Genomic DNA, 13,088 nt, shown 5'->3' with positions numbered 1-13,088 from the left:
GGGTTTCTGCGTCAAGATTACAAAATCCTGCAAGAAAACACCAACAAAACCGCAGGATGATCACGCAATATCAACGCGTTCCGCGTTGGTCAGAGTCGACTCATGATTTCCTCCAGTTACAGATCAGCAAACTGACCGAAAACGCATGACAATCATATCCAGCACCTCGGCCGGATCGCGCTTCCACCAATTGTTTGCCGAGAAGATTTCGACCTCGCAGAGACCTTCATAGCCCGCCGCCTCGACCGCGGAGCGGATGGCCTTCAGATCGGCTACGCCGTCGCCCATCATGCCGCGATCCAGCAGCACATCCGAGGTATCGGCCAGCCAGTCGCAGAGATGATAGCCGAGGATACGGTCGCCCGCGCGGGCCAGCTGGCGCGGCAGGTCGGTGTCCCACCAGACATGATAGACATCGACCGCCACGCCGAGATTGGGCGCGCCGACGGCATCGCAGATGTCCAGCGCGTCGCGCAGGGTGGTCAGGCAGGAGCGGTCGCCGCCATAGACCGGGTTCAGCGGCTCGAGCGCCAGCCTGACGCCGCGCGAGGCGGCGTAGGGGGCGGCCTCGGCCACACGGTCGGTCACCAGGCGCAGGCTGTCGGTGACGCCGCGCGTTCCGGACTGAACCCCGCCGGTGACGATGGTCAGGACCGGCGCGCCCAGTTCCGCCGCCATGTCGATCGAGGCGTGAAAATCGTCCATCACCGCCTTTCCATAAAGCGCCGCAAACGGATCGAAGAGGCGTTCGGTTGGGCCAAGACTGTCGGCGGCATGGTCCAAACCGTCTATCGTGGCGTCGAGCGGATGCGTTCTCGCTTCATCCTGACGATGGCCGCCAACAACCTCGCCAGACTGCCTCGGCTGCTACCAGCATGAGCCCGATAAGCGGCTCCGGGCGCCGTCTCGCGCGTGGAGACTACCTGAACACCGATGCCTGTCGCTCGGCGTTGTTGCACAAGCCTGACGGCAAGTGATTCACTTTGCGAATCCATGCCGTTAGACGCGCTGCATGAGCAAGCCATCACCCGCCCGCTATCGCACGACGAACTGGTCCAGCTACAACGCATCGCTGCGCAAGCGGGGGTCGCTGCTGATCTGGGTGGACACGGACATGACCTGGCTTGCGCCGCGTGATGGGAGGCCTGGGAGGCCAGCGGTGTTTTCCGATGCGGCGATACAGTTCTGCCTGTCGATCAAGGTCCTGTTCAAGCTGCCGCTTCGCCAGATCGAGCCAGGTTCCGCCACTGGTTCGAGGAACCTTGGCGAGGCGGGATGGTGGCGAGCCTGCTGAAGCTGGCGGGGCTGGACTGGCCGGTGCCTGACTTTTTCACGCTGTGCCGCCGACAGAAGACCCTGGCCGTGCAGATCCCCTATCGCCGCGCCGACGGGCCGCTCAACCTGCTGGTCGACAGCACGGGCATCAAGTTCCTCGGCGACGGCGAATGGCAGGCGCGCAAGCACGGGGTGCAGGGGCGGCGCCAATGGCGCAAGGTGCATCTGGCGATGGACCCGGCCACGTCCGACATCCGCGCGGTGGAATTCACCCCTAGCCGTGACGGCGACAGCCCCGTTCTGCCCGACCTACTCGACCAGATCCCGGCGGACGAGAAGATCGGCACGGTCACCGCCGACGACGCCTATGACACGCGCCGCTGCCACACCGCTATCCTCGCGCGTGAGGCCACCCCGATCATTCCGATCCGCAAGAACGGGCGGCTGTGGAAGGAAGATTGCCCGGCGGCACGCGCCCGAAACGACACCCTGCGCGCCACCCGACATTACGGTCGGGCTTTCTGGAAACGTTGGACTGGATACCACGCCCGCAGCCGGATCGAGGCGAGGATGCGCTGCCTGAAATCCTTCGGCGAACGCATCATGGCGAGAGACCCGGATCGCCAGACCGCCGAAGTCCACATCCGCGTCGCACTCATGAACCGCTTCAACGCCCTCGGCAAAGCCGACATCGTCCGCCTAAAGCATTTCTACTGAACCCTGAATCGTTTGGGGTTCCGTCGCAGCGCGGATCGTGATTCCCTTCTGTCTGGGAGGATAGATCATGTCAGCACCATTGCCGTCGGCGCTCCGGACGCGGTTTCAGCGATATATCGAGGAAGGTTTAAGCGGTCGGGCGGCGGCGCTGCGGCTGAAACTCTCGCCGGCGACCGGAGCACGTTGGGGCCGGGCGATCAGGACCAGGGGGCATGCCGAACCATTGCCCCAGGGACGTCCCAAAGGGCATGGAAAGCTTGCCCCGCACCGGGCCTTTTTCGAGGAACTGCTCGCACAGGATCCCGACATCACGCTGTTCGAACTCAGGGACGCGCTGGTCGCAGCGGAAGGCGTTCGTGTCCATCACTCGTCCATTGCCAGTCTGCTGTCGCGGCTTGGGTTCACCTATAAAAAAAGTCGCTGGTGGCCGCCGAACGCCGTGGTGCCAGGGTAAGACAGCGGCGAACCGACTGGTTCGAGCATCGCTTGCCAGCCATCGCGGATCGGCCGGAACGCGTGGTTTTCATAGACGAGACCTCGGTGAAGACCAATCTCACCCGTCTGCGGGGTCGTGCCCTGCGCGGCACACGCCTGACCATGGATGCGCCCTTCGGCAGCTGGGGAACACAGACCCTGATCGCCGGGCTCACACCGGATGCCCTGATTGCGCCCTGGTGCATCCGGGGCGCAATGGACGGCCCCGCCTTCGCAGCCTGGGTTCGCGAGGTCCTGATCCCGGAGATCGAGCCGGGAACCGTGGTGATCCTCGACAACCTTGCCACCCACCACAACAAGCAGGCTGCTGAGGCTCTGCGTGCCCATCGCTGCTGGTTTCTCTATCTGCCGCCATATTCGCCGGACCTGAACCCCATCGAAATGGCATTCGCAAAACTCAAGGCGCACCTGCGCAGGATCGGGGCAAGAACATTTACCGACGTCTTCAAGGCCATCGGCGAAGTCTGTGATCTCTTCGATCCCGGCGAATGTTGGAACTACTTCAAGGCCGCAGGATATGTCGCAGGTTAAAACAGAAATGCTTTAGCCTGAGTTGAGTGGGGGAAGGGGCAGTCACGCCTCAAGCGATAGTTGCGCAACAACGCCAATCCGATATGTCTGCGATAGCATCCCACGCCGGGCTATTGAAAGGTGAGGAGCTAGAGTCCGACCTTCCGTTTCGTTATGGATTCCCAGGAAACGGAACACCGTATGTCGGAGTCAAGATACTGACTGCGAATACGATGATCGCGAACTGCAAGGTCGAAAGGTATTGGCCGCGGCATGCAATCCCAGCACAAACTGCGGAGAGCGCCGCCCGCGACGTGTCAAGTTGGGTCATACAATCCATACGCAATGCAGGCAGGCCGTTTCGACTTGCGATGACTGCGGGACTGGATAGTCGGGTGATGTTCACCCTTGCCTCGCAAAGCGGTCGGGAATTTGGCGTTTACACCTATGTCAGCAAGGAAGGAGGCACCATCCGGGACGCAGCGGTGGCTTCGGAGCTCGCCAGGCGGGCCGGTGTTGAGCACTTGGCGAGACTCTGTTGCACAAATCGGGTGATGGCCGAGGTTCCCCCTTCCCCGGACGGACTTATCCCACAGCTTCCGTGACGGGTATGCCGAGCGCGGTGTAACCGTTCAGGACAGCGATACGGACCTGGAGTTCGGCGACCTGGCGGTCGAAGTCCCGCGCCATGAGGCGCTGGCCCAGCAGTTTCACACAATGCATCTTTGTTTCGATGCGGCTTCGGCGGTGATATCCGCTCCATCGTCGCCAGAGGGTGCGCCCCAGATATTTCGCGGCGCGAAGGGCTTCGTTTCGGGCCATGGCTCCGGCTGTGATAGCTTTCCAGGGCTTCGCGTTCTTGCGGGGCGGGATGACGGCATGAGCGCTGCGGTCGGCGATCGCATCGTGGCATTTGCGCGTGTCGTAAGCGCCGTCGGCGGTGACGCTGCCGATCTCCTGGTCCTCCGGGATTTGACTGAGAAGATCGGGCAGAACGGGCGCATCACCGATGTGGCTCCCGGTGACCTCGACAGCCCTGACCTCCAGCGTTTGCTCGTCGATCCCGAGATGAATCTTGCGCCAGACACGCCGCTTCGGGCCACCGTGCTTGCGCGCATGCCACTCGCCTTCGCCCTCGACCTTGATGCCGGTGCTGTCTATCAGCAGGTGCAACGGCCCTTTGGAACCACGATACGGGATGTTCACGGCGAGGGTCTTCTGACGGCGGGACAGCGTGCTGAAATCCGGCACTGCCCAGTTCAGGCCGACCAGCTGCAGCAAGCTCTCGACGAACCCGGTCGTCTGCCGCAAGGCCATGCCGAACAACACCTTCATCGACAGGCACGTCTGGATCGCGGCATCGCTGTAGCTCTGCTGGCGGCCACGCCTGCCTGACGGCGCGGCATCCCAACTCATCTCGGGGTCAAACCAGATCGTCAGCGAGCCGCGGCGCTTGAGCGCTTCGTTATAGGCTGGCCAGTTCCTGGTCTTGTAGGTCGGGGGCTTGGGTCTGCTCATGAATCACAGCTACCACACTGGATTCACAAGATGAATCCCTCACGGGATTTGTGCAACAGAGCCACTTGGCGATCCCGACAAAGCAGCCAGCGACGGATCTGCGTGGGAAGCTAATGGCTGCCAGCTATGCTAGTCATCATTATGGAGCAGTTGGAGCACTGTCTGAACGGTTTAACGGCGAGCTGTGTATGACAGCGAATCTTTTAGAAATTGGTCGAACGTTCTATGCGAAGCACACGGCAGAGCCTCCAACCTCGTGCGAGACAATGTGTGAGCTGCATCGCAAAACGATGCCCCGTGGTTCACGCGATGAAATAGACGCATATGGTATCGATCGATATCGCGAGGCCTCTGAAAAATATTTTAGTGAGTTTCTTTGCGATAGTGATTTCAATGCTGCTCGAGATATCATTGATCAGTTTTATTGGGAGCATAGGATGACGGCGTGGCATGGGCTGAACATGCTCGAGAGAGACTTCTATGCAGAGGCTTTCATCCCATTCAATGCGCGTCGCATATGGGAAACGCTGCTCGGCGTTCCCTTTGAAGAGCGAAAATCTGCCGCGGCATTTCATGTAATGATTGGCGATGACCCTATCCCCATCAACCCAAAGGAATGGCCGATACCCGCCTAAAAGCAATCTTGCCTCGCCGCCCGACCCGCCCTAGTGGCGGGTTTTTCTATGCGCTGTGGGGTATAGCGCCCGGCTCATAGAATTGACGGTACCTGAGCCGGGCTGCCAGCGGCCGTGCGGGAAGGTTGCCGAATCGCTGGTAAGGAAAACCTTACCTTTAGCGGCGAATATTCCAAGATGGCCAAGGGCAGGTCCTGCTGCGACATATCTGCACATCAATAGGAGCCGCGATGGCCGACGATCCCAACCTGTGGCGCTCGATCGCGGGCGCCCGGAATAGCGCCCGGCTCACTGTATTGATGGTACCTCGAGCCGGGCTGCGCAGCGAAACGTCCAACCGCCTAATATAGGCTGGATGCGGGCGGCGGCCCGGATGCCGTAACGCTGGTGGGGGTTTCCTTACCTATGACCGGCGGCGACCTCAACTTGACATATGTTTACTTTGACCGACTTCTCTCGCGCCCTGCGCGGGGCTTTGTGATGCGCAGGAGGCGTGATGCCCGAAAATGATGTTTTCCGCACGATCAGCTCGGGCTGGCCACAGCTGCTGGCCATTTTCTACATCGTCTGGTGGAGCCGTAAGATCGACCTTCGCACGAAAGACCACAGCGAGAGGCTGGACCGGCATGAAGGTCGCCTGACCCATTTCGAAACGACGCAACAGCAGCAGGCATTGCAGCTCGCCCGGATCGAGGAATCGCTGTCGGGCATCAAGCTGACGCTCGACCGCATCTATGGGCAGATCTCGGATCAGCGGCGCATCCAGCACTGGAACGACAAGACGCTGCCGCCGAGGTGAATGCAGTACATTTTGCGATGCCGTCACATTTCGGCGCTATATCCGCCCCAAACAGCGAGAGAGGCGGCCATGAATGCTTGGTGGCGGACTTCGGTGACGATCAATCGCGCGCTTTGCGGTAGCAGGGGCGAACCCCTCTGCTCTCGCGTCTATCGGCAGCCACCTTCAGTCTGGCGCAGCGCTTTCATGCGGGCGATGAACTTCCTGTTCGGGGAAGCCGCGCATTGCGAAGATATTCATGCCCGATGGAGGGGCAACCGAGACTGACAAGGGATGGGGATGATGGGCAGGGGGAACTTGAGCGGAACCGCCTGGCCCATCAATTGCGACGCTACGCCGAAGATTAAGAGCAGACAATAGGCAGCATTACCGATGCCGGGCCGCGAACGGGGCGAGCAGTTGACGCATCCCGACGCTCGCCCCGCCGTCTCCGCTGCAGCCAGCACAACCGGAGACGCGTGGGCAACTGCATCTGGCGGCAAATGTTCCGTCGATAGGGATTTTTCAGCCGAGCGACGCCACTCGATACCACAACACGGTCACTCGAAAACACGCTTACCATGTCGCTCGGCTGTGACGCTGTTCTGGACGAAGCTGACGCGGAAGTCATCTTGTCCTTATGGTCAGGTATTCCTGACCGGCGTGTGAACTCGGGGCCGGACCAAGGCGGATAGCGTGAGGCGGGAACACCGCCTTGGTCCACCCCGAGCATGCAGGGCCCGCAAACAATAACCCGCTAAATTGTATGCACAATATAAGAATGCTCTCGGGGGCTACTTTTGCATGGGAGAAACACATGCCCGTCTATCCGAGCTATTGCGAGGGTCGATGCCTGATCAAACAGCCGCCGACAAGCTGATCCGACACGGCCCGCCCTCACCGGCGGGTTTTTTCATGGAGAACTGACAATGACCAACGCACCGGTGCGCTACATCGTGCTGCACTATAGCGCGAGCTATGCCGATCTGGATCTGGGCGTCGAAGACATCCGTAGGATGCACCTCGACCGCGGGTTTTCTGATGTCGGCTACCATTACATCATCAAGCGCGACGGCACCGTCCAGAAAGGCCGGGCCGATAGCATCGTCGGCGCCCATGTCGCTGGCCACAACACCGGCAGCCTCGGCATCTGCTGCATCGGCGGGCTGGAGCGCGCCACCGGCCCGAATGTCGGCGTGGACAATCGCACGGATGCGCAGAAGGCGGCGACGATCCGGCTGGTGCGCGATCTGCTGGCCACGCACCCCGGCGCCCAGGTGGTCGGTCACCGCGATCTCGGCCCGACGCAATGCCCGGGCTTCGATGTGCGCAGCTGGTGGGCCTCGGTCGATACCGGCAGCGCCAGCACCGTCACCACCCCCGAGATCCCGCCGACGATCCGGCGCAGTTCGCGCGGCCAGCACGTCATGACCGCGTAGCGCCGCATGCAGGCCCGGGGCTATGACGTGGCCCCCGATGGCATCTTCGGTCCGCAGACCGAGGCCGCCACCCGCCAATTCCAGTGTGCCAACGGCCTGAGCGCCGACGGCATCATCGGCCCGAAAAGCTGGGCCGTGCTGCTGGGCTGAGTTCAATCGTCCCGCTCATCGAATACGATGTTCGCTCGGTGCTTCCGGTCGTGAGCCTCCTTGAGGTCATCCATGGCGGACCAAGAGACCGTGATCAGAAGTGCAACGCAGGCCAGCGCAATTAGTGTTCGGACGGTTTCGTTCATGATTCCGGCCAATGGTTTGGGTCAGTTGCTTCGCAAGAGCCCAACGTAGTGAGCCCGCGCCATCACACAAACCCTGCTGGCCAAAAGTTGATCCAAGCCTTGCCCTGTACTGCCCAATTTTGTCCCGCCTCGCGCGGGTTTTTTTATCATGGAGAACGAAAATGCAAACCATCATCAACGCGGCCATGCCGCATGTCCTCGAAATCCTCGGCCTCGCGCTGACCGGCATCATCGGCTGGGCCGCCACCACGGCGCGCCAGAAATGGGGCATCGACATCGCCGCGCGCCATCGTGATGCGCTGCATTCCGCCCTGATGACCGGGGCGCAGCTAGCGATTGCCCGCGAGTTGACCGGCCGTGCGGCGCTGGAGTTGACCCTCGGCTATGTGCGCAGCAGCGTGCCGGACGCGATCGGGGCGCTCAAGCCGAGCGCGGCGGTGCTGCAGAACTTGGCCGAGGCGAAGCTGAAGGATGCGCAGGACATGCTGACGGGCGCGTTCCACAATGCCATCGCGCGCTGAAGCGCCGGCCGCTGCCGGTCGAAGTGGGGCAAGACTTCACTTGATGGACATAGAAGTGTAGCCCTCATCTCGTCAACAATCAAAAAATGAGGCAGAGCGAGATGCAGAAAAGAAACGCGATTATTCTGGGGCTTACTTTGGCGCTGGCCGGTTGCGGTGGTGGCTACAATAGCCCGATGAACAGCGCGGCGGTTCGCACAGTGGGCGGGGCGGGTGCTGGCGCGCTGGTGGCGGATTCTGTCGGCGGGTCGAAAACCAAGGGCGCCCTCATTGGTGCAGTCGCTGGTGGCCTGTCCTGTACGTCGGGCAACTGCCACTAATCCACAACAGGAGCGACTGCGATTTTTGTAAGGTCCATGACCCCTCCCGCGACCTACTCGATCACGCGGGAGGGGCTGACAGCCTGGCACGGCGGTAAAGCCGTGCTGGACATCAAACATCGGCGCCTGCAGCACCGCAAGCTCGCCGCTTAACATCAACCCCAAGACGAGGCCCGCTCTCCGCTAATTTACGCCCCGATCTGCGCCAAATGTTCTTGTGTGGACAATCGACTTGGCAATTGGCGAAACCTCAGTGCGGTTTTCGACGTTGGGTTGAACAATCTTGAGCACCGCGGCGCATGGCAGACTGAAGGAGATTATTATGTACGACCAAGACGTTATCGACCGCATCTGGGCGTTGGCCGATCGTATGGACCCTTGCATGTTCGTTACGACCACCAACGACAGGGCGCATGCCAGGCCGGTCTTTGCACGTGTGAGAAAGAATGAAGGGGCGATCTATGTCCTGACGGACATCAACGGCCACAAACTGGATCAGATCGCTGAAAACCCTGCCGTCTTGCTGGCATTCTCGGATGAGCGTGGTAACGACTACGCAGTGATCCATGGCACCGCCAAGGTCGAACAAGATGCGGCTAAGGCGAAGGATCTTTGGCGATATAGCGACGAGACATTCTTCAAATCCCCTGACAATCCTGACCTTCGGGTCGTCACGGTTCACCCCGACAGTGCCGAACTGTGGGACGGCAGCCACCTTGTGATCACCGGGGCCAAGATCCTCGCAGAAAGGCTGGTCGGCGCCGATGTTGAGCTGGTCGAGAACGCGAAGGTTGATCACCTACGCTGACGACATGAAAGGAATCCCGCCATGACTCTTGCGACACTAAAACTCGAAACCAGACCCGCGTTGGGCGTCACCCAGCGGGCTTCTTTCGCCCACGCTTCACAGGCAGGGCCTTGTATCGGTCATGCAGGTCTGGATACCTCTTGAGGGCGCCATGCAGACCAGACCAAGATATGCCCATATCGCGGGCGACCTGATAGGGGCGCTCACCAGCTTCAGCACGCGCAACAAGGCCTTCTACTGCCCCTCGGGGTATCGCATTGTGACCACCCCAAGCACGGCCCGATGCCACCAGGTCTGATATGGCCTTTGAGGACTTGAGGTTCATCGGTCGATCATTCGCCATCGATAATCCAGACGCCATTCCCGTCAGCCTCGTAGCCTTGGACGCCGGGGCCATCCTCAGCATCGTAGAAATCGACATTGTGGACGGTCGCGAAGCCGGTCGGCGCACTGGTGCAGCCGAGGCCTCCGCTATGGCGGTAGGGCGGCATCCGGCGATCGGCCCTGATCATTACAGCCTGGTCCGGTGCCGGTGCGGCCATGAGGCCGTCATCGTGGTGCCGTTTGACCTGCTGCTTGACGGCATAAAGCGCCGCGCCCGATGCAGTGCCTGCGGGTGGTTCGGCGTTGTCAGCGCGACAGTCATATCAGCCGCGGATGACCGTCCGGCCCTCGGCGGCTATTTGGTCTGGCCTGACGGAACGCGGCAACGGTACGAGGCTGGCGAGAGGCCGAAAGTGAAAGAGGTGTGGCCGGATAAGTGAGGGTAGGGCGGACTGGCCGCCCACGCCCATTTCAACGGCCCTTGGTTTCTCAGCCTTTTTGTAAGACTACGAATCTGGGGGGCGGGCGTTCGAATCGCTCCGGGTCCGCCATTTATCTCATTGAAGATATGTGACATTTATAAACCCTCCTTGCTGTTCGGCGCGGCGGTTTGCAGCCGGTTTGCAAAAGCTGTTGCCGGGCTGTTCTCAAACGCGAGGATCGCCGCCTTCGACAGGGCAGGGGTCATCGCCAGATATTTCTCCAGAATTCGCGTCGCCGATTGCAGTGTATGGCCTGTGACGGCGCAAATCTGTGGGATGGCGGTTCCGGCCTCGGCCAGCAGCGTGACGGCCGTTCCGCGCACGTCGTTAAAACGCAGATGCTCTGCCTTCTTCGCTTTCGGCAGCTCGGCATAGCCTTCCGGGCGCAATCCGCAGGCAACCATGTGCGCTGACCATTGCTTGCCCAGCTCCTTGTCGTTGCGTTCGGTGAACCACGGACGGCCATCGGGGCGGGTGCGCCAGATGGCGCTGCGCCTCGCGCACCAGAGGTCCCGTGGTCGCCGGGTTGGTCAGGCCGGGCAGGATGCCGAAGACGTTGTAAATCTCGCCCTTGGCCTCGGTCAGCAGCTTGTCGGCCAGCGTCTTGTCGAGGTGAGGCGAAAGCTGGTCCGGTGATTTGCCGATATTCGGGTTCATTCCGGCAGAGGTTGCTTGCGCAACGCCCTCAATGACCAATGACGCGCCCCGATTGCCCCGGAAACTGCGCCGTATGGTCTCCATGTCGTCGGCGCTGCTTTCGGGAACGGGGATGATCTGCGATCCGATGGGCGCATCCCGGAACACGTCGCGCAGGGCAATGGTGATTTCGTCCAGCAGGGACGCCGACAGCTTGGCACGGGCCAGCGGTGCCGATCCGGCCCAAGGGGTGACGGCATCGCAGCCGATACGGAAGTGCAGCACCTCGGGGCCAGAACGGTTTCGGAGCGCCCGCCGCCGATCTCGGGCAGGCCGACACGATAGGCGCGCGGCTGACCATAGCGGGTGGACAGGTCCCAATCGGTGGCCTATAACGAAGCGCTCAAGCGCCGCGGCTCGCTGACGATCTGGTTTGACCCCGAGATGAGTTGGGATGCCGCGCCGTCAGGCAGGCGTGGCCGCCAGCAGAGCTACAGCGATGCCGCGATCCAGACGTGCCTGTCGATGAAGGTGTTGTTCGGCATGGCCTTGCGGCAGACGACCGGGTTCGTCGAGAGCTTGCTGCAGCTGGTCGGCCTGAACTGGGCAGTGCCGGATTTCAGCACGCTGTCCCGCCGTCAGAAGACCCTCGCCGTGAACATCCCGTATCGTGGTTCCAAAGGGCCGTTGCACCTGCTGATAGACAGCACCGGCATCAAGGTCGAGGGCGAAGGCGAGTGGCATGCGCGCAAGCACGGTGGCCCGAAGCGGCGTGTCTGGCGCAAGATTCATCTCGGGATCGACGAGCAAACGCTGGAGGTCAGGGCTGTCGAGGTCACCGGGAGCCACATCGGTGATGCGCCCGTTCTGCCCGATCTTCTCAGTCAAATCCCGGAGGACCAGGAGATCGGCAGCGTCACCGCCGACGGCGCTTACGACACGCGCAAATGCCACGATGCGATCGCCGACCGCAGCGCTCATGCCGTCATCCCGCCCCGCAAGAACGCGAAGCCCTGGAAAGCTATCACAGCCGGAGCCATGGCCCGAAACGAAGCCCTTCGCGCCGCGAAATATCTGGGGCGCACCCTCTGGCGACGATGGAGCGGATATCACCGCCGAAGCCGCATCGAAACAAAGATGCATTGTGTGAAACTGCTGGGCCAGCGCCTCATGGCGCGGGACTTCGACCGCCAGGTCGCCGAACTCCAGGTCCGTATCGCTGTCCTGAACGGTTACACCGCGCTCGGCATACCCGTCACGGAAGCTGTGGGATAAGTCCGTCCGGGGAAGGGGGAACCTCGGCCATCACCCGATTTGTGCAACAGAGTCACGATATGTTGATTTTTGGCAGGATGAAGAACCGGATTGCAGAGATCAGAAAGTTACGGGGTCTTACGCTTCAGGAGGTTGCGGTCAGGGCGCAGGCCGGTGACCTTCCGTTTGCGCAGATGAAGGTCCGGCATGTCGAAGCGTTGATGGCGAAGAAAGCCGGACCAAGCGCCGCGAACGGCGTGAAGAAGAACATGTCCATGCTATACAACTTCGCCGCCCAGAAGCTTGACTACGACGGACCCAACCCGGCGAAATTCGCCGAGCGACTGAAAGAGAATACGGCAGGTTACCACACATGGACCGAATCCGAGGTTGCACGGTTTCTGGAGCGCCACGGGTCAGGGACAAAGGCGCGAATGGCTATTCTGGTCGCGCTTAACACTGGCATGGCGCGTCAGGACCTGTGCGGGGCTGGTCGCCATATGATTTCTGTTCGCGATGGCAAGCTGCGGATCGCCTATGCGCGGGGAAAGACCTCGGTGGCAGCCGATCTGCCGATCCTCCCGGAATTGGCGGAAGAAATCGCTAAGCTGCCAGTAGAGCAGAACCTGTTCGTCACTCAGGAGGGTTCTCTGCTTCCCTACAAGGTTACCTCGTTCGGTAACTGGTTTCGCAAGCGTTGCCAGGAAGCGGGCGTGCCCGGATCGATCCATGGACTGCGCAAGGCTGGCGCGACGAGGCTGGCAGATGCAGGAGCTTCCGAGTGGGAAATCGCGTCCTATCTGGCGCATGCCGACACGACCCAAGCAAGGGTCTACACGCGTAAGGCCAACCGTTCGAAACTGGCAGACAGCGGCTTCGAAAAACTTGGGAAATTGTCCAACCCGTCAGAGAAGTTGGACGTGGATGGAGAAATTATCAATGATAATCAATGAATTGAGGAGTGAAGTGGCAGCCCGTAGGGGAATCGAACCCCTCTTTCCAGGTTGAAAACCTGGCGTCCTAACCGATAGACGAACGGGCCGCTTTTCAGCTCTGCCGGTGTGTCCGGCGGCGTGGGGC

The 13,088-nt window shown here is 61.0% G+C and carries 14 protein-coding genes, 1 tRNA gene and 2 pseudogenes; 12 read left to right on the top strand and 5 right to left on the bottom strand.

What is annotated here, in order from left to right; genetic code table 11:
* Positions 1 to 123: 123 nt before the first annotated feature.
* Positions 124 to 705 carry a sugar phosphate isomerase/epimerase family protein gene (locus JHW40_RS01325; protein WP_272849020.1) on the bottom strand — a complete coding sequence of 194 codons (582 nt, stop codon included), beginning with the start codon at positions 703 to 705 and terminating at the stop codon, positions 124 to 126.
* Between the two features lie 9 nt (positions 706 to 714).
* On the opposite strand from JHW40_RS01325, the pseudogene JHW40_RS01320 reads away from it, so the two are divergent.
* The 3 genes and pseudogenes from JHW40_RS01320 to JHW40_RS01310 all read left to right on the top strand — a co-directional run.
* Positions 715 to 879: pseudogene (locus JHW40_RS01320) on the top strand (transposase); the annotation flags it as partial.
* A 133-nt stretch (positions 880 to 1,012) separates the two neighbouring features.
* Positions 1,013 to 1,992: pseudogene (locus JHW40_RS01315) on the top strand (IS5 family transposase).
* 67 nt (positions 1,993 to 2,059) lie between these two features.
* Positions 2,060 to 3,018, top strand: a protein-coding gene (locus tag JHW40_RS01310) for an IS630 family transposase (RefSeq protein WP_272849013.1) whose coding sequence is annotated in 2 segments (ribosomal slippage) — positions 2,060 to 2,401 and positions 2,404 to 3,018 — 957 coding nt in all. Because the reading frame shifts where the segments join, the coding sequence is not laid out codon by codon here.
* 564 nt (positions 3,019 to 3,582) lie between these two features.
* On the opposite strand, the gene JHW40_RS01305 is transcribed toward JHW40_RS01310, so the two are convergent.
* Complete coding sequence (locus JHW40_RS01305; RefSeq protein ID WP_076612002.1) at positions 3,583 to 4,515, bottom strand: IS5-like element ISPlc1 family transposase; 933 nt, start codon at positions 4,513 to 4,515, stop codon at positions 3,583 to 3,585.
* A gap of 113 nt (positions 4,516 to 4,628) precedes the next feature.
* On the opposite strand from JHW40_RS01305, the gene JHW40_RS01300 reads away from it, so the two are divergent.
* The 7 genes from JHW40_RS01300 (at position 4,629) to JHW40_RS01270 (ending at position 10,076) form a co-directional block, all read left to right on the top strand.
* Positions 4,629 to 5,150 (top strand): hypothetical protein, encoded by a 522-nt coding sequence (locus tag JHW40_RS01300; RefSeq protein WP_139208313.1) that lies wholly within the window; start codon positions 4,629 to 4,631, stop codon positions 5,148 to 5,150.
* A gap of 496 nt (positions 5,151 to 5,646) precedes the next feature.
* Positions 5,647 to 5,949, top strand: a complete 303-nt coding sequence (locus JHW40_RS01295; protein ID WP_090618008.1) for a hypothetical protein — start codon at positions 5,647 to 5,649, stop codon at positions 5,947 to 5,949.
* 908 nt (positions 5,950 to 6,857) lie between these two features.
* A complete protein-coding gene (locus JHW40_RS01290) occupies positions 6,858 to 7,367 on the top strand; it encodes an N-acetylmuramoyl-L-alanine amidase (protein ID WP_090618006.1) in 510 nt (169 codons plus the stop codon).
* Positions 7,368 to 7,394: 27 nt separating this feature from the next.
* Positions 7,395 to 7,517, top strand: a complete 123-nt coding sequence (locus JHW40_RS01285; protein WP_211657462.1) for a peptidoglycan-binding domain-containing protein — start codon at positions 7,395 to 7,397, stop codon at positions 7,515 to 7,517.
* Between the two features lie 307 nt (positions 7,518 to 7,824).
* A complete protein-coding gene (locus JHW40_RS01280; RefSeq protein WP_090618002.1) occupies positions 7,825 to 8,184 on the top strand; it encodes a hypothetical protein in 360 nt (119 codons plus the stop codon).
* A gap of 642 nt (positions 8,185 to 8,826) precedes the next feature.
* A complete protein-coding gene (locus tag JHW40_RS01275; RefSeq protein WP_090617998.1) occupies positions 8,827 to 9,312 on the top strand; it encodes a pyridoxamine 5'-phosphate oxidase family protein in 486 nt (161 codons plus the stop codon).
* A 299-nt stretch (positions 9,313 to 9,611) separates the two neighbouring features.
* Positions 9,612 to 10,076 (top strand): hypothetical protein, encoded by a 465-nt coding sequence (locus JHW40_RS01270; protein WP_090617997.1) that lies wholly within the window; start codon positions 9,612 to 9,614, stop codon positions 10,074 to 10,076.
* A gap of 137 nt (positions 10,077 to 10,213) precedes the next feature.
* On the opposite strand, the gene JHW40_RS01265 is transcribed toward JHW40_RS01270, so the two are convergent.
* Both JHW40_RS01265 and JHW40_RS01260 read right to left on the bottom strand, forming a co-directional pair.
* Positions 10,214 to 10,507, bottom strand: coding sequence for a hypothetical protein (locus JHW40_RS01265; RefSeq protein WP_139208312.1), 294 nt, complete (start codon positions 10,505 to 10,507; stop codon positions 10,214 to 10,216).
* Positions 10,446 to 11,039: a hypothetical protein gene (locus tag JHW40_RS01260; RefSeq protein WP_244519410.1), complete on the bottom strand. Its 594-nt coding sequence runs from the start codon at positions 11,037 to 11,039 to the stop codon at positions 10,446 to 10,448. Before JHW40_RS01260 ends, JHW40_RS01265 begins: the two co-directional genes overlap by 62 nt.
* Before the next feature lie 99 nt (positions 11,040 to 11,138).
* On the opposite strand from JHW40_RS01260, the gene JHW40_RS01255 reads away from it, so the two are divergent.
* Both JHW40_RS01255 and JHW40_RS01250 read left to right on the top strand, forming a co-directional pair.
* Complete coding sequence (locus JHW40_RS01255; protein ID WP_272849019.1) at positions 11,139 to 12,029, top strand: IS5-like element ISPlc1 family transposase; 891 nt, start codon at positions 11,139 to 11,141, stop codon at positions 12,027 to 12,029.
* A 59-nt stretch (positions 12,030 to 12,088) separates the two neighbouring features.
* Positions 12,089 to 12,961: a tyrosine-type recombinase/integrase gene (locus JHW40_RS01250; RefSeq protein WP_090617282.1), complete on the top strand. Its 873-nt coding sequence runs from the start codon at positions 12,089 to 12,091 to the stop codon at positions 12,959 to 12,961.
* Positions 12,962 to 12,975: 14 nt separating this feature from the next.
* Here the strand turns inward: JHW40_RS01250 and JHW40_RS01245 are convergent.
* Positions 12,976 to 13,050: transfer RNA gene (locus JHW40_RS01245), tRNA-Glu, on the bottom strand.
* Positions 13,051 to 13,088: the final 38 nt, after the last annotated feature.

Source organism: Paracoccus alcaliphilus (genome assembly GCF_028553725.1).
In the GTDB taxonomy this organism is placed as follows: Bacteria; Pseudomonadota; Alphaproteobacteria; order Rhodobacterales; family Rhodobacteraceae; genus Paracoccus; species Paracoccus alcaliphilus.
The sequence above is the reverse complement of the archived record's forward strand: the minus strand, read 5'-3'. Positions and strand labels throughout refer to the sequence as shown.